Below are 16,110 nucleotides of genomic sequence, written 5' to 3'. Positions count from 1 at the left end.
AGTGTATTAAATTACTATAATGCTTTTTTAATAGCATCAAGGACTAAAGGCTCCATGATAAGATAGCCCTCTGCATTGGGATGAACAGTATCCTTACCTAACTCCTTTTTTAATCCTTTTTCTTCATTTACCATTGGAGTATAATAATCGAGATAGACCATTTTGTTGGTATTCGCATAAGCCTTAATAAGCGTATTTAATTTTATTATTTTATCTCCAGGGTCTGCAGAAGGACTCCAAGAATAACTAGACGCAGGCAAAATAGAAGCCAAAATAACTTTTACACCATTTGCTCGTGCCAACTCTGCCATAGAAAAAATATTAGTCGCAATACGCTCTATACTAATTGCCCCTCTATTTCCAGCAATATCGTTCGTTCCAGCAGAAATCACGACCACCTTGGGTTGTAACTCAATCACATCCGATTTAAATCGCAATAACATTTGTCCGCTTGTCTGCCCACTAATTCCTCGATTGACAAAAGATGAGTGTTCTTCAAAAAACACACCATGATTTCGTGTCCAAAAATCGGTTATAGAATTACCTATAAACACAATACGATTTTCATTTTTAGCGGGTGCTTTTAGTGCTTCATTTTCTGTTCTATAACGTTCCAAACCGGCCCAATCTTCAGTAGGTGTTAATTGTATTTTTATAACTGTAGCCAATGTACTTGGGGCTTTTTCCGGAACAAAAATGGTGAGATTTCCATTTACCAACCTCGTTCTTAAACGTTTCTTCCCATAATCTAAAAAAGCACTTTCTACATTTATATTCCTATCTATAATCAGTTTACCATCTGTTGGCCAATCCACAACATGCGCGTAAACAACATCTCCTTTCTGTGTGTAATGTCCCCAACTTGGTTTTTCGAACGCACTCTCTGATGTACCAGAAATAGCTTCTTCGTTTACTTTATTCCATACTGCTTGGTCGGTAGGCTGAGGGTTGTTAGACATAGTCCTTTCTTGAGCAAAACCAGTATACATACAAGCTGTTGCCAAACATACTAGGACTATAGTATTTTTAAATAATTTCATTATTAACATTCTTTATATTGTGGTATTTCGTTTCTAAACCGTCAGTTTAAAACTAAAAAATCTACCACTGTTTTCTAGCCATAAAAAAGCTTGCCATTAAATTTATATAAGGCATTCCTTATAATATTTTCGCTTTAAACTTTGATTAAATAGTTGGCTTGCCTTTTAGATAACCAATAGATTTTAAAAACAAATCGGATTCACGAACCGTTTCTATATAATATTTATCGTCCTTTTGTCTGCCTTTATTAAAAAATCCGTGAGGTTGATCTTCGTACAAATGAAGATCGCAACGATTTCCTGCTGCTTTCATAGCCGACTCGAATTTTTTAATAGCACTTACAGGCACATGCTGGTCTTTGGTACCGAAAAACATAATAGTGGGAGGCGCACCTTTTTTTACGTTATGTAATGGCGAAATTTCCATATAACGCTCTCCAATTCTGTCGTATCCATAGCCTCCAGGACCATTATCTATAACCGGGTTTAAAAGCACTAAAGCATTCGCTGCCGCACTAACCGAAATATCTTCATCAGGTTCGTCTAAGCCAGGAATCATTGCTGTGGCCGCCGCGATATGTCCGCCAGCAGAAGCTCCCATTATGGCAATCTTTTCTGGATTGATATTATAGGTCTCCGCGCTTGCTCTTAAAAATCGGATTGCAGATTTAGCATCACTAACAGCTTCAAAAGGAGTGGTTTTCTGACGAGTTTCTACGCGATAATCTACTAAGACAGTCACCATACCTCGAGACGCAAAATATTTTGCTTGTGGTTCTAACTGAGACAATTTTCCGCTTTTCCAGCCACCTCCAAAGAATAACACAAGTGTAGCATATGATTTTTTCTTTTTAAAACCCTTTGGTTTATAGATATCCATGATTAGTGTATCTCCGTTTATAATTTTATAAACCACACGTTTAGGAACGGTATCGAAATCTCTTTCTACAAAACTTTTATTTTTTCCTTGTACCGAAAGCGCTGTCAGCAAAAAAAGGAAAGTTATCACTATATACTTATTCATTATTATTTATTTATTCTTTAAAAGACTAAGATACGTTTTATCTGAAGCCAAATATTATAATTACAGGCAGAAGGATTTCAGATTCACCCTATATTTATTATAGCTTTCAAAATATTAATTCTCATTTGTATTATTCCAAATTTAAAATCTAAAACACCTATTTGTGATTAAAATAAAATCACCATGAGTTGGTTTTACAAACATTTTACTAACTATTGATTATAACATATTTAACACTTAATAAACATATATTATAAAGTTTTTAAAATTTCAAATATTCAACTCTAAAAAGAAATAATCATTAAATTACAAAAACAAATGTAACTTATATAAATAAGAATTCAAATCAAACTATTTAAGATTATTACATAGTAATTAAAAAAGCCGTGAATTAAAAAAACACGTAACAAAACATGCTTTAAAAATTTCATCCATCTCATACACAGAATACAGCAACAAAACCTATTTCAATGAAAAACTGAGACTTATTAAGGAAATAGTGGACTTCATTTTATATATTTGACCTTGTATGCGATTTAAAAACACAAAAAAATCAAAAGTAAACACAATATTTTCCAACCCCTATTTAACAAATAATTCCCTTCTAATTATGAAACACTACTATTTACTATTTACTTTTTTAATCGGATTTTCCCTTTCCGCTCAGGTCGAAAAGGCTACTTTTAAACCTTATTTATTTATGTCGTATTCTGACGACATTCCAGAAACTCATATTTATGGTGCCATGCACTACACCAATATACATAATACCGTACCAGACGAATGGGTTGGGAGTTTTTACCAAAGTGGTATGATGCATACTTGGTATAGACCAGCAAAAATATACGATCTTCCAGATTATCACAGAGATGCATATGGCTACCATTCTATAGAAGGTGGCGCAGGATATAAGCCTGCCAATAGCTTTCATAACCATAAAACACCACAAAAATTTACCATGGGTGGTGTTGCTGGCGGTTTCGGAGCTTTTAGTAATGGGCCAGGTCAGGGTTCTCCCGGCTTTAAAAATTCGAGAAAATCGCCTACGCTACGTTGGGAAGATAATACCGGACGCTACGGCGCAGCAGTAATAAGTAATACTTTACTTTTCCCTTTGGATGGCATCGGATTTAAAGAAGGAGAAAATAACAAAATGTTCGGTTACGGCTATTACGCCTTGCCTTTAACAGAACCTAAAAGCACTACGGCGGGTCAAAACAAACCCACAGGAAACCGATCTTGGACCCTGTTTTTTAATACGGCAAACTTTAGTGGGCCAGTTGCATTTCATACACCTTACCATTGGGCTAAACGCTCTTTAACTCAAGAAAGCACCATTGGTAGAAATCTAGATAATAGTTTATTAAAGCGCTCTCCACGTTTTCAAAGAGAAACCAATAACTTACCAGCAAAAAAATGGGTAAACTCTAATGGAGATACGTATTATAAAATTTCTCCTGCACTTATGCCCATAGATGCCGATGGTATAGGACGTATTGGAACCATGCCTATGAATATGGATAACACGATGTGGAATGCTGTGAGCGATTGGTTTAACGGCGGACCTGTAGCCTCGACAAATTTCAATGCGAAAAAAGGAGCTGTGCATATTAGAACAAATACAAATTTTAAAGCCTCTTATAGGCTAGACAAGACAAAATACATTGCTTCGGCAGATTTTGTTAACAGAGTTAGTGATCCTAATGATCCCTCTGCCGCAGCATTTAAATGGAAAGGCGATTTAATTGAAAAGCTAGAAGGTCGAAACCTCGTTAAATTACCCGAATATTATGTGCTACGCAAAGGCACAAAATCGCCAAAAGCTATTCCTGAATCTGAAGTACCTGAAGAAAGCGGATTACAAGCATTAGATTCTCGTGCAGATTATGAGAATGATTGGGAGTTTGACAACTATAATCGAGAAGCTATTTATACGCCTATGCTTCCTGAATACACGTACAGCGATAAAGTTGTAGATGCTTGGAAAACACCAGGACCTACTGCAGGACCTTTCTACGCCAAATTAGAAGACGGCAGTACAGCTGTGTATTACTGGTATAAGTTTAATGAACAACCCTCTATTTTAAATTCTGATATGAATGAAGCAGAACGCGCTCTTATTCAAAAAAGAATAGAGCTTATTCACACCAACTGGCATAGCGACGACCAATATTTCCCAGACCCAAAACAGGAAAAAATAGCCTTGGATAAAAACTTATTGGTTACACCTCCTAAAGGACTGGAAGTTGGTTATGTACCCATTTGTATTCACCAACAATTATCTACAGAAAAATTACCAGATTTTCCAGAAATTAATAGATTATAGTAAGACATTGATCCTTGATCCTGAATACTAGAATTCGATTTCAAATTTCGAATTTTTAACCAAAGCCACATAAAGTACCTCTATAAAAATCGGGATTAAATAATCCCGATTTTTATATTTATAGAATTTCAACTCTAACGTCTATAACCAAATTGATAATACTCAATATATTATCCTGTTTTTTTTCTAAGAAAAAATTTATAATATATCTAAAAACTATTAATCTACTTTATGGCATATTTATTAATTGTAAGAATACTAATTAAAGCTATTAACGCATTTGTTGACAACAATTTAAAACCTACAATAAAATAATAAGAACCTTCTAATAAGGCTATATATTAAAATGTTATTTTTAGCTTAACCATTATAAATCATTTGAGAAAAATTACACTTATTCTACTAGTTATTTTATCATTCGGACACCTATCTTGCGAGGGTGATAAAAAATATTCGGAGTATAACGAAGGTGATTTTTACCAAGTTCAGGGTATAATAACATCTGCAAACCCTACAGCGTATCCCTTCGACCTTTCTACTGTAAAAGACATACGTTTTACTTATTTTTTAGATCGCCAAAATCCAATAACTGGAATCGAAAAAAAACTCCAAATACACGAAGCACAAAAAGATTATCCAATAATTGTATTAGTACATAAAGACGACGAAAACATTAGTTTTTATGGTAGTGTGGGTATTCTTGAAAATTTAAACAAAAAAGAACAAGAGGTGCTTTCTAAACATTTTCAAGCTCAAATGGACAAAATCAAGTCTAAAACTCCTGATTATATTTACAATGCTTTAATAAAAGACACTAATAATTAGGATAATTTACAGTAAATAATTCGTAAATTTAATCCTAATCTGCAACTCCTTACAGTTCTATTATCAGCAATACGCAAACCGTATTTTACGAATCGACTAGGTGCAATTAAAAGAATTAAATTCATTGTTATGAATGATACCACAGTAATTATAGTCCTTTTTATTATTTTTATATGTCATTTAGCTACTATAATCCTGAGGTTCAAAACTAAAAAAGTCTTAATATCCATAGCTTCCTTAAATGCTATTATTGCATTTGGAATACTTGTTTTTTTCACCTTCAACATTATAAATGCAAACCAATATCAGTTTGCAATTTCAGAAGTTTTTGCGTGGGGTATAGAACTCTCTATTTTAATATTTGCACTCAATATCATCCTTGGTTTTCGCAATAAAACTTATGTAAAAGTATTTAACCATATTGGGTTTTGGTTTCATCTATTTGGTACCATAGGCATGCTCTTCTACATGTTTATATTCAAAATGGATCATCTTTTTTAAAATACCCATTTTACATATGAAACCTATCATACTAAATACATTACTACTGCTCTGTCTTGTCTTTCAACGTTCAGGCTTTGCACAATCCGCACAGAAAATAATAGATGGTTCTGTTAACATTCCTCTTAAAATTGGTAAAAACCCGAGCGTGTACTTCGAAACATTAGAGATAGAGCCTGTGAACTTATTTGTAGGGTTAGACGCAAATAATAAAAATATCCCTCCTATTCAGTTAGAATTAAAAATAACGGAGAATCACACAGAATACACAACTTTTCTTTGGTATGATAATGATTCTACGAATAGCCCTAAAACAAACTTTCCAAAAGCATTTAACCGTTATGCTTTTAGTTTAATAACCAATACAGAAGATGTTGTGCTAGCCATTGAAAAATTAGACTTTGGTATACCATTTTTTATAGACCTCGGCCAAACGGCAATTGTAGAAAACATTACAATACTATTCGAAACCTGTATTAGAGAATGGTCGGAAGATTTAAATGGGAATCAGATCGATGTATTTAACAGCTATTCCGTATCGCTCTCTAACGAAAATGAACAGCACAGCTTTTCGTTTACATCTTTAGATACTTCAGCTAATGACAAACTGATTATACCATGGAAAAATTATAAACTGCTGGTGTTGGCAGATTCTGAAAAAGCGTTAAAGGTATTGGTTTTAGACAACTAAAGAATAATAGCCGATGCGACATAGACCAATGACATAAAAGTTCCAAAAACACCATCGCACAATGTAAATAACCTGAAGAATTACGATAATTATTACCGAATATAAACACTGTAGAACACTACAGTTTTAATAAAGAATAAGTCACAGTATTTGTCTTATCGATAAAAAACTTCAACAAACCCTCACATAATAATCCTCATTTTCCTAAGAAAAACCTTTACATTTATCTTTAGACTATAAACCACTACATATGGCAAATTTATAATCAGCTTAAATTTAATTTTAAACTGAAGCCGTATTTATGGATAAAGCATAACTAAATAAACGTATAACGTAGAAGTTATATTAAATAAATGAAAACTGGACTTTTAGCTATTGTATTTCTTACATCTTTAATTATTGGGTTTTTACAACTTGAAAACAAAAAGAAATCTGAGGTTATAAAAAAGAAAATGCAAGACAGGATTGACATAACGAAAAGAATAAATGCGATTAATCAATCCTCTTATAACAATCATAAAATATCTAGGTTGCTTATTGCCATGCTAGAAGAATTTCAATTGCATAATGATGTGCATCCAGTCCTTACCGAAACAGAATTAGTCAAAATAGAAAAGCAACTACATTTAACTTTACCTCTATCGTATACGTTGTTTTTAAAATATTTCGGAGATGGTGGAAATTGGATTTACGCAAATTCAATTGGTAGTATTCGTGATAGATCCTTCTTATCAGATTACCGGAAGGACCTAGATGAGGAAATAGAATTAGACAATAAAAAAATAAAAGTAGAATCGTTACTATGCTTAATGCCCGAAGATTCTAATGGAGGTGCATGGTGTTGGTTGACTTCGGAAGATACTAAAGATGGAGAATGGCCTTTAGCTTACTATAGTTTAAGTAATAAAAAACTAAATTACAAAGTGCAAAACTTCACTGAATGGCTACAAATCTTAATAAATTCTAAGGGAGAAGTCATTAGAGAATTAGATTTTGATGATACATTAGGCTTCGGATAATTGATGTTATTAGCTCACACAGAAGTTTATAAAAATCTTTTTTTATGCTTGGGGGTATAATATAATTAAAATCACGACTACCATTAAAACCTTAACTGTACAACACTAATGAAACCCGTAGATAAAGAGATAGAAAGCGACTATAAAAATCGGATTAACCGTGTTTTCGAATATATTGATTCGAACTTGGAATCAGATTTATCTTTAAATGCCATTGCTGAAATCGCTTTTTTCTCACCATATCACTTTCACAGAATTTTCAAATTTATTACCCAAGAAACACTGAATGAATATGTAACACGACGACGGATTGAGAAATCGGCTTCAGATTTGCTACATAAAAATATAACCACCACCGAAATAGCTCATCAATACGGATTTAGTGATAATTCGTCGTTTTCCAAGGCTTTTAAAAAATATTATGGCATCAGTCCAACCGGGTTTATAAAAGAAAATCCAAACAGACATAGCAAGATCCGTCAACTTAAAAGCAAGAACGGACAATACTATCCGGACAGCGAGGACTACATTTGCATACTCAATAATCTAAAAACATGGATAGAAATGAATGCAAAAATTGAAATTAAAGACACGCCTAAACAAACTCTGGCTTCTGTAACTCACATTGGTATTAACGGGCTAGAAAATGCATTTGAAACCCTTACAAAATGGGCCATACCAAAAGGTTTACTAAACCATCCTGAAGCCAAAATGGGGAGACTATTCTACGATAGTTTTAAAGTAACGGCACCGGATCAAGTGCGTATGAGCATCTTTCTAACAACACATCAAGCTTTCGATGTTGCTGGCGAGATTAGTAAGCTAACAATTGAAAAAGGCAAGTGTATCGTGGGACGTTTCGAAATTTCACCACATGATTTTGAGAAAGCATGGACAAGCCTCTTTTTATGGATGAATGAAAATGGATATAAAAAGAGTCCTGAAAATCCTTTTGAAATTTATCAAAACGATTACAGAACACATCCTGAGAACAAATTTATAGTAGATTTATATATCCCCATTGTGTAGCTCTCAAAAACTTAAGAAATAAGAGCGCTGTTTGATGGCGCAAGAAGACCTAAGGCAACTTAAATATGGTTATAATAGATTTAAAGCAACCGGATGTGGTTAACAAATAGAAAGTTAAATGACAACAGAAATAATAGACGACCTAAAAGGAGAAAATAATAAAGCTTTCGGACAGCTTTACAAAGCATATTTTGGTATGGTAAACCGTTTTGTAATAAACAATAACGGACGAACAGATGATGCGGAAGATATTTTTCAAGACACTATGATTGTTTTATTAGAAAAGCTTCGTCAGGACGATTTTCAGTTAACAGCTTCCATAAAAACCTACATTATGGCTATCTCAAAAAACATGTGGTTTAAAAGATTAAGAACAGCTAATAGAGAAACTGAATTTACAGATCTGATGGACAACACCTTTTATGAAGAAATAAACTTGGCTATCGAAAACGAAAAAACGTACGTCGACAAACTCCAAACTTACCTTCATAAAATAACAAAACACTGCCAAGGCTTAATACACGATATGTTTTTTAAAGAAAAAGCTATTGAAGACATTCAAAAAGAATACGGTTATTCAACCAAGCACAATGCTCAAAATCAGAAGTATAAATGTGTTGAACAGATAAAAAAAGTAAAAGAAGAAGATAAATTTTAAAGAAAATTAAAAAATATTTTCTTTTCGTGGGTGATTTTCACATCGTATTGGTATAAAGATATAGTTAGTCACTAAAGACAACTCTAATTTATTAAAATATAAAAATCATGAATAACAAAATTCAAAAATCAGTTTTAGCAGGAATTATCGGTACAGTTATAATGACCGCAGTAATGATGGTAGCACCAATGATGGGGATGCCAAAAATGTCTCCACCAACCATGCTCGCAGGTATGTTAGGAATGCCCGTTTTTGTAGGGTGGCTCATGCATTTCATGATAGGAATTAGTTTTGCCGTGATTTATACCTTTTTGGTGGCATCAAAAATAAAAGTTGAGAATATATTTTTAAAAGGAGCTATATTTGGAATCATTGCCTTTGTTTTCGCTCAGATAATGATGAAAGTAATGGGCGCTATAATGCCAATGCCAAAAATGGAAGGGCCAATGATTTTAATGGCTGTTGGTAGTTTAATGGGACATATTATTTTCGGAATAGCAGTTGCAAAAACTATTGGAGAAGCTTATTGTTCGAGCGCCACTTGCAAAACTAAAACGGCTTAAAACAAGACGTAGGAAAGAACGACTTACCACTCCAGAAACGTTTTACATCCTCTAAATAAAATACAGATCTATAATTTAAAACCGTCTTTCTAGGCGGTTTTTGTTTTTTATACACTTAAGACCTTAAAAGCCCTATAATTCACCGTGAATTATGTATTGTGTTTTGCTACATTTGGACAATATTTTTTTTGGCATTTAGAGACCTAGAATACGAAAGTTTTTAGTCATTACTCACAAAAGGAATATCAGACTGACTTAAAGGTTATTAATTCAAGTATGAATTTGGAAACATTTCATCTCTAATAGTTAAAAAATCAATGAAAAACCAATCCGCCTTAACGGGTATTATGATAACAGCGGGAACGACTATCGGAGCAGGAATATTCTCCTTACCAGTGGTTTCTTCAGGTATGTGGTTTGTACTAAGTTTAGGATGCCTATTGCTTTTATGGTTCTTAAATTACCTCTCTGCACTATATATTTTAGAAGCTAACCTCCTATTTGAGCCAGGCGCAAGCTTCGACACCATTTCTAAAAAAATTCTAGGTAAAAACTGGAGCATTTTAATTGGTTTGTCTATTGCATTCCTCATGTATATATTGTTATACGCCTATTTTAGTGCTTTTGGTAACATCGTTATGGAAAGTCTAGGATGGGATATTTTTAAAACCAATTCATGGATGCAAGGCGTAATGAGCTTGGCACTAGGTAGCCTATTAGCTCTTATTGTTTGGTTAAGTACTGCTATGGTTGGACGTATTTCTACAATTTTAGTTTTTGGAATGATTATTTCATTTACCATTTCCATGGCCGGCTTTGCAATTCAAATAGAAACGGCTAAGTTATTTGATATTACAGATGAAAAATCTGCATATCTCCCTTATCTATGGGCAGCACTTCCCTATTTCATGACATCTTTTGGTTTGGCAACGGTAGTCCCAAGTCTTTATAAATTCTACGGAAAAAATCCGGCGATAATAAAAAGGAGTCTACTTTGGGGTTCATTAATTACCTTTTTTGTGTACGTCTTGTTTCTTACTGTGACTTTCGGAAATATTTCCCGCTATGAATTTATAGCGATTAATGAAGCCGGTGGAAATATAGGGCACTTAATTAGTGCATTTGGAACACACAAAAGCAGTCATATGATAAGTTTTGTGTTAAATCTATTTTCAAACTTTGCAATTATTACCTCTTTCATGGGTGTTGGCTTGGCACTGTTCGATTATATCGCAGATAAATTCTCCTTCAAAGACCATGCAAAAGGCCGTTTTAAGTCGGCATGTATCACCTTTATCCCACCAGGAATAATTAGTTTCTTTTTCCCTAACGGATTTATTGCTGCCATAGGGTTCGCGGGATTAGTTGTTATTTTTGGTTTCTTTATCGCACCGTTTTTTGTGGTTAAGACATTAAGACGTTCTAACCGCACTCCAATTTACAAGGTTCGTGGAGGCCATAGTCTTTTATTATTTTTTATATTAGCGAGTGTCTTTGTGGGCGCATGTCAAATCTTATCCATGTTAGATTATTTACCAAAATGGTAGATTATTTTAAATTTAAAGATGAATACAGCTTGAAGAAACAATACCCCAAGCATAAGTCCCAATTAAATTGAGACCCCAAATGAAAACGCCGTTAACTGTAGATAAAGCAATTACTAGAGGCCTTTTAGTTATTAATCTTCCTGTAACGCTTATTATGCTTGGAATCCCTGGCATAACCTTATATCTATCTGCTGAAAAATCAATGCCGAATTGGAGTATTGTCATTAGCTTTTTACTAGGCTTTGGACTCGCTTGGACGTATTGGAGTTTTGCAATTACAAAATGGCGTATATGGGCATTTGAAAAGGTAAGAAATGTTCACGAATTAAAAAAAAGTGCTATTGAAAATGGGTTGATTTGGACAGATACCAAATGGTTTAATAAAACGGAAATAAAATCTGAGGCTGATAAATTAAAATGGAAACTATTACTTAAAAAGTTTGAAAAAGAAGATGAGTATTTTGAAGATCGTTCCTTGCCTATTAGAACACGAGTGTATTTCTCAAAATTTAAGAGTACTTACGATTTAATACTCATGCTTATCTGTCTATTCACAGGACTTTTTTTACTACTAAAATCCGATAGTTACATCATAGGAACAGGATTAAGTTTGGTTGGTGCATATTTAGCATATAAAGAACTGAAACCACTCCTGAATAACGCCCCTCAATTAATTATAGATAATAAAGGTATTGAGACCACAACAGCAACCTTTAAAAGTTGGGCAGAAATTAAACATGAGGAAGTCATTATGGAAGGAGCAGGCAAAACCACCCGATTTTACTTGATTTACACCTATAATAATGGTTCTGAAAAATTACTCCTAGACGACTTTAATATGAGTCCGAAAGACATAGAAACCGCGCTACGCACCTATCGAATTAGATATAATAAATACGTCCGTTAATTGAGTAGACGTCTGCCTACTTTTCTTATTTATTTTCGACTATAATCTTATATTTTAAAAACGCACTGCGATTACTTTAAAAGCATATAGCTATTAATTTATGTTCTTTTCATCCTTACAGTAATAAATCACATATCATGATACAAGAAACTCTTAAAACAAAATCAATAACTAGAATTACACTTTTATAAATCAAATAATCTTGGTAACCACAATGTTAATTCTGGGAAAAAGGTTACTAAAAACAGAGCAAAAATCATGGCTAAAAATAATGGTAACAAGGGCCTTATAACCTTCTGAATAGTTGTTTTTGCCACTCCTACCCCGACAAACAAGACGGAGCCCACAGGCGGTGTACACAATCCGATACATAGGTTTAATACCATAATAATTCCAAATTGAATTGGATCCATTCCTAATTTTGTCACCACCGGTAAGAATATTGGTGTAAAGATTAATACTGCTGGAGTCATATCCATAAATATCCCAACAAATAATAACAGTAAGTTTATAATTAATAAAATAACAATTTTATTATCACTGGCACTTAATAAAGCCGAGCTAATATCTTGTGGAATATTCTCGTAAGACATCACCCAAGACATACTCATAGAAGCTCCGATAAGTAGCATTACTATTGCTGTAGTTACACTAGACTCTAATAATATTTCAGGAAGATTTTTAAAATTAATTTCCTTGTACATAAAGCCTAAAACCATTGTATATAATACGGCGATTGCCGAAGCTTCTGTAGCCGTAAAAATACCAGATACAATTCCTCCAATAACTACAACCAACAAGAACAAACTTGGAACAGCATCTATAAACGTTTTAAACACTTGTCTTAAAGAACTACGTTCTCCTAACTTATACTTTTTCTTTTTAGCCCAAAAGGACGCGACTAGCATCAGTAAAAGCCCTGTTAGTATTCCAGGAATATAACCCGCTAAAAATAATGCGGCAATAGACACACCTCCACTCGCCAGAGAGTATACAATTAGCACATTACTTGGCGGAATAATTAAACCAGTCGTTGAGGATGTAATATTTACAGCCGCACCAAATTCTCGAGAGTATCCTTCTTTTTCCATTTCCGGACCAAGGATGCTTCCCATAGCCGAAGCCGAAGCCATGGCAGAACCCGCAATGGCCCCCATTAACATGGCACCAATAACATTTATTAAGGCTAAGCCTCCTGGCAATGAACCTACTAAGGTTTTAGCAAACGCGATAAGCCGGTGTGCGATTCCTCCTTTATTCATGAGTTGTCCGGAGAGTACAAAGAAGGGTATGGCTAGTAACGCAAAACTATCTAACCCCGTCCCCATACGTTGAGACACAGTAGTAAATGCAGGTAAAGCAGGAATACTAACCAACATGGTTAAGACCGAAGATATAGCAATACTCCATGCCACAGGCGTACCTATAGACAGTAAGGCTACAAAACTTATAATTAGAACGATTACAGGTAAATATTCCATTATGATTTAATTTTAATAATGTCAGTAATTTTATAATAAATAATAAGCATTCCACTAAGCGGTATTACAGCATAAACTGCGGCTAGAGGAATTTGCAAAGACGGAGAACGTTGTTCTAAAACATAAGTTATATACACCAGTCTAAATCCGCCGACAACCATAGCTGCAAAAGCAAACGCAATAACTAAGGCAAAGACAAATAACCGTAATCGTTTTTGTGTACGTTCACTAAACCGTTGTGGAAGCACATCGATAGCGACATGCATATTTTTTCCAGACACATACGCGGCTCCTAAAATTCCTAACCAAACCATTAAATATCTAGACAATTCATCTGTAAAAGAACTAGGTGTACCAACAATAAATCTTGTAAATACTTGCCATAGTACATTAAGGACCATAATGCCCATGATAGCGATTAACGCTTTTCCTAAAATGGAATCTAATGTGTTTCTAAATGCCATATTATTTGGTTTCTTTAATGTTCTGAATTAAGCTATACATTTCTGGGTTATCTTTATACTGATCGTAAACATCTTTCACCTGATCTGAGAATAAGGTTTTATCCGGACGAATAATTTTAACTCCTGCTTTTTGTACCTCTTCCAAGGCTTCTGTTTCAGCCTCGGCCCACAATTTTCTTTGATACACCACAGAGCGATCTACCGCTTCTTGCATCCATACGCGCTCTTGATCAGATAATCTGTCCCATAAATGTGTGCCAACAACAATAATATCTGGTAATGAGGTGTGCTCGTCTAATGCAAAATATTTACAAACTTCGTAATGTCTAGATAAATAAAAACTAGGTGGATTATTCTCTGCACCATCAACTACACCTTGTTGCAAAGAGGTATATAACTCTCCCCAAGAAATAGGTGTTGGCGAGCCTCCAAGACTTTTAACCATCTCGATAGCCGTAACACTTTCCATCACTCTAATTTTTAATCCCGCTAAATCTTCTGGGGTATTAATCGGGTTGTCTTTAGTGTAAAAACTACGACTTCCTGCATCATAGTACCCGATACCTTTAAGCCAATATTTTGTACCACCGTCTAACAATTGTTTTCCTATTGGACCATCTAAAACATTAAAAATATGTTCGCGATCACGGAATAAAAACGGCAATCCAAATACCTTCATTTTAGGTGAAAAGTTTTCCATAACTCCAGAAGAAACTTTCGTCATATCTAAACTTCCAATCTGAATAAGTTCTAAGCATTCACGTTCAGTTCCTAGTTGCTGATTTGGATAAATCTCCAATTCCATTTTTCCTCCAGAGATTTTTTTAAGGTCTTCTCCCATTTTTAACATGGATAAATGCACCGAATGTTTAACATCTAAACCATGCGCTAATTTTATAACACGCGTTTCAGAAATTTGTCCACACCCTAACAAAAAAGCAGAGAGCAAGCAAGTCCATATTATAGTAAAAAAGTGTTTCATCTATTTGTATGCTTACAGATTTTATAATTTCACAACTGAGTTCACCAAGCACTAAAATTTATTTCTATAGCTTCAATACCTTTTCCAAGCAATGAAGCCAAATGCCTTAAGTGCTAGCAATACTATAAATATTTAACTTGAAGTAATATAAATTATCGACCATTTACTATCGATTATGACCGATATACAAGGAATTATAAGCTTATACTCATTTACGTCCGAGGTTAGGTATTCTGTTTGGTCTTTTTAAGGGGCACTGAATAATAATGATGCTCACACCTCTAACTTTTGTCCACCATTAAACAATGGTTATTTTTAATTCTAAGATTAACAGATAGCTTTTCCTTTGATGCGGTTTAATAAAGTCATGTTAGACTCGAAGCTATAGTTCCAACAGAGAATGAAAAATCATAACTGTTTTGATTTAATATCTTTTAACCTTCAACAAGCTTGTAAATGATTTTAAGATAGCCCATTTATTCATTTTCAGATACGCGTTTTAGATGAATCATTATTTAAACTGTATTATCCGTATTCTAAAAGGCTATAAACACCTTTCTTTTTTATCTGTATAATTATCAGTTTCTAGTAATTTAAAGCTCTTAAATCTGATGTATTCCTTTTGTGCGGATTAAGGTGAGTATATTTCGTAAAATAAAACTCGGGCGATTCTATACTAACAAAAATAGACGATTGAAAAATTCCTACTCGACTCGTACCATTTAATCTATTTTTGCAATAGATATAAATTGCAATAACATTGCTTAAATAAACGGATATATTCTTCCGCTATACTTCCCGAAAAAAAAATAAGCTTAAAAACAGATTGAATAATTTTGAAACTGCTAATCTCGGAGAAATATTAGCTCTTTAGGTATAATCGCCTTTCACATATAAATGTTCTTTTCCCTAACGCATTCCACCTCTGAATTAAGAACTCCACTGTTCTCCGTTTTCATCATTTAAATTGAATCTAAATCGCCCCAAACAGGCTGTGGCTAGATTCTATAACAACTTAAGCGGAGCAATGAGATAGAAAATCTAAAAACACCC

General features: G+C 33.9%; 14 protein-coding genes. 9 read left to right on the top strand and 5 right to left on the bottom strand.

Annotation, left to right across the window (positions count from 1 at the left end):
• Positions 1-14: 14 nt before the first annotated feature.
• Positions 15-1,040 carry an SGNH/GDSL hydrolase family protein gene (locus AC0UBM_RS00845; RefSeq protein WP_475687261.1) on the bottom strand — a complete coding sequence of 342 codons (1,026 nt, stop codon included), beginning with the start codon at positions 1,038-1,040 and terminating at the stop codon, positions 15-17.
• 145 nt (positions 1,041-1,185) lie between these two features.
• Positions 1,186-2,064, bottom strand: coding sequence for an alpha/beta hydrolase (locus AC0UBM_RS00840; protein ID WP_475687260.1), 879 nt, complete (start codon positions 2,062-2,064; stop codon positions 1,186-1,188).
• 610 nt (positions 2,065-2,674) lie between these two features.
• Here AC0UBM_RS00840 and AC0UBM_RS00835 point away from each other — a divergent pair.
• The 9 genes from AC0UBM_RS00835 to AC0UBM_RS00795 all read left to right on the top strand — a co-directional run bounded on the left by AC0UBM_RS00835 (position 2,675) and on the right by AC0UBM_RS00795 (position 12,130).
• Positions 2,675-4,390, top strand: a complete 1,716-nt coding sequence (locus AC0UBM_RS00835) for a hypothetical protein (RefSeq protein WP_475687259.1) — start codon at positions 2,675-2,677, stop codon at positions 4,388-4,390.
• Positions 4,391-4,768: 378 nt separating this feature from the next.
• Positions 4,769-5,215, top strand: coding sequence for a hypothetical protein (locus tag AC0UBM_RS00830; RefSeq protein ID WP_414035022.1), 447 nt, complete (start codon positions 4,769-4,771; stop codon positions 5,213-5,215).
• A 517-nt stretch (positions 5,216-5,732) separates the two neighbouring features.
• Positions 5,733-6,407 (top strand): hypothetical protein, encoded by a 675-nt coding sequence (locus AC0UBM_RS00825; protein ID WP_475687258.1) that lies wholly within the window; start codon positions 5,733-5,735, stop codon positions 6,405-6,407.
• Positions 6,408-6,760: 353 nt separating this feature from the next.
• Positions 6,761-7,426 carry an SMI1/KNR4 family protein gene (locus AC0UBM_RS00820; RefSeq protein ID WP_475687257.1) on the top strand — a complete coding sequence of 222 codons (666 nt, stop codon included), beginning with the start codon at positions 6,761-6,763 and terminating at the stop codon, positions 7,424-7,426.
• A 108-nt stretch (positions 7,427-7,534) separates the two neighbouring features.
• Positions 7,535-8,455 carry an AraC family transcriptional regulator gene (locus AC0UBM_RS00815; protein ID WP_475687256.1) on the top strand — a complete coding sequence of 307 codons (921 nt, stop codon included), beginning with the start codon at positions 7,535-7,537 and terminating at the stop codon, positions 8,453-8,455.
• A 118-nt stretch (positions 8,456-8,573) separates the two neighbouring features.
• Positions 8,574-9,113, top strand: coding sequence for an RNA polymerase sigma factor (locus AC0UBM_RS00810; RefSeq protein WP_475687255.1), 540 nt, complete (start codon positions 8,574-8,576; stop codon positions 9,111-9,113).
• Positions 9,114-9,220: 107 nt separating this feature from the next.
• Complete coding sequence (locus tag AC0UBM_RS00805; RefSeq protein ID WP_475687254.1) at positions 9,221-9,676, top strand: DUF6789 family protein; 456 nt, start codon at positions 9,221-9,223, stop codon at positions 9,674-9,676.
• Positions 9,677-9,993: 317 nt separating this feature from the next.
• Positions 9,994-11,223 (top strand): aromatic amino acid transporter, encoded by a 1,230-nt coding sequence (locus AC0UBM_RS00800; RefSeq protein ID WP_475687253.1) that lies wholly within the window; start codon positions 9,994-9,996, stop codon positions 11,221-11,223.
• A 79-nt stretch (positions 11,224-11,302) separates the two neighbouring features.
• Entirely contained in the window at positions 11,303-12,130 is an 828-nt protein-coding gene (locus AC0UBM_RS00795) for a hypothetical protein (RefSeq protein ID WP_475687252.1), read from the top strand.
• A 185-nt stretch (positions 12,131-12,315) separates the two neighbouring features.
• Here the strand turns inward: AC0UBM_RS00795 and AC0UBM_RS00790 are convergent, their stop codons facing one another.
• From AC0UBM_RS00790 to AC0UBM_RS00780, 3 genes are read right to left on the bottom strand one after another with little or no spacing between them, the layout of a single operon-like run.
• Positions 12,316-13,611 (bottom strand): TRAP transporter large permease, encoded by a 1,296-nt coding sequence (locus AC0UBM_RS00790; RefSeq protein WP_414035030.1) that lies wholly within the window; start codon positions 13,609-13,611, stop codon positions 12,316-12,318.
• Positions 13,611-14,075, bottom strand: coding sequence for a TRAP transporter small permease (locus AC0UBM_RS00785; protein ID WP_414035031.1), 465 nt, complete (start codon positions 14,073-14,075; stop codon positions 13,611-13,613). The genes AC0UBM_RS00790 and AC0UBM_RS00785 overlap by 1 nt, the downstream gene beginning before the upstream one ends.
• A gap of 1 nt (position 14,076) precedes the next feature.
• Complete coding sequence (locus tag AC0UBM_RS00780; RefSeq protein WP_414035032.1) at positions 14,077-15,057, bottom strand: TRAP transporter substrate-binding protein; 981 nt, start codon at positions 15,055-15,057, stop codon at positions 14,077-14,079.
• Positions 15,058-16,110 lie beyond the last annotated feature (1,053 nt).

The sequence above is a fragment of the Formosa sp. F44 genome (genome assembly GCF_056238645.1).
This window is presented reverse-complemented; position numbering and strand designations above follow the sequence as displayed.

Bases quoted from the DNA above. Each gene is read 5' to 3' on its own strand.
- AC0UBM_RS00845 (WP_475687261.1), bottom strand. From the start codon at position 1,040: ATGAAATTATTTAAAAATACTATAGTCCTAGTATGTTTGGCAACAGCT.
- AC0UBM_RS00840 (WP_475687260.1), bottom strand. From the start codon at position 2,064: ATGAATAAGTATATAGTGATAACTTTCCTTTTTTTGCTGACAGCGCTT.
- AC0UBM_RS00835 (WP_475687259.1), top strand. From the start codon at position 2,675: ATGAAACACTACTATTTACTATTTACTTTTTTAATCGGATTTTCCCTT.
- AC0UBM_RS00825 (WP_475687258.1), top strand. From the start codon at position 5,733: ATGAAACCTATCATACTAAATACATTACTACTGCTCTGTCTTGTCTTT.
- AC0UBM_RS00820 (WP_475687257.1), top strand. From the start codon at position 6,761: ATGAAAACTGGACTTTTAGCTATTGTATTTCTTACATCTTTAATTATT.
- AC0UBM_RS00815 (WP_475687256.1), top strand. From the start codon at position 7,535: ATGAAACCCGTAGATAAAGAGATAGAAAGCGACTATAAAAATCGGATT.
- AC0UBM_RS00810 (WP_475687255.1), top strand. From the start codon at position 8,574: ATGACAACAGAAATAATAGACGACCTAAAAGGAGAAAATAATAAAGCT.
- AC0UBM_RS00805 (WP_475687254.1), top strand. From the start codon at position 9,221: ATGAATAACAAAATTCAAAAATCAGTTTTAGCAGGAATTATCGGTACA.
- AC0UBM_RS00800 (WP_475687253.1), top strand. From the start codon at position 9,994: ATGAAAAACCAATCCGCCTTAACGGGTATTATGATAACAGCGGGAACG.
- AC0UBM_RS00795 (WP_475687252.1), top strand. From the start codon at position 11,303: ATGAAAACGCCGTTAACTGTAGATAAAGCAATTACTAGAGGCCTTTTA.
- AC0UBM_RS00790 (WP_414035030.1), bottom strand. From the start codon at position 13,611: ATGGAATATTTACCTGTAATCGTTCTAATTATAAGTTTTGTAGCCTTA.
- AC0UBM_RS00785 (WP_414035031.1), bottom strand. From the start codon at position 14,075: ATGGCATTTAGAAACACATTAGATTCCATTTTAGGAAAAGCGTTAATC.
- AC0UBM_RS00780 (WP_414035032.1), bottom strand. From the start codon at position 15,057: ATGAAACACTTTTTTACTATAATATGGACTTGCTTGCTCTCTGCTTTT.